Origin of the sequence: Enterobacter cloacae complex sp. P12RS (genome assembly GCF_014895875.1) — a bacterium.
Lineage (GTDB): Bacteria > Pseudomonadota > Gammaproteobacteria > Enterobacterales > Enterobacteriaceae > Enterobacter > Enterobacter bugandensis.
The window spans coordinates 1-223 of sequence record NZ_JADBQO010000064.1; the positions used below are offsets into that span (position 1 = coordinate 1).

At 49.3% G+C, this 223-nt stretch carries 1 tRNA gene; it reads right to left on the reverse strand.

Annotation, left to right across the window (positions count from 1 at the left end):
- Positions 1-91: 91 nt before the first annotated feature.
- Positions 92-167 (reverse strand) — tRNA-Glu (locus IM284_RS22435).
- Positions 168-223: the final 56 nt, after the last annotated feature.

Below are 223 nucleotides of genomic sequence, written 5' to 3' on the forward strand. Positions count from 1 at the left end.
CCAGATTTTTAAAGAGCAAATATCTCAAACATGACTCGCAAGTCAGTTTTGAGATATGACGGCAGGTGACTTTCACTCACGAACCAGCAAGTGGCGTCCCCTAGGGGATTCGAACCCCTGTTACCGCCGTGAAAGGGCGGTGTCCTGGGCCTCTAGACGAAGGGGACACTGAAGTCTCAATCGCAAGACGCCTTGCTTTTTACTTTTCATCAGACAATCTGTG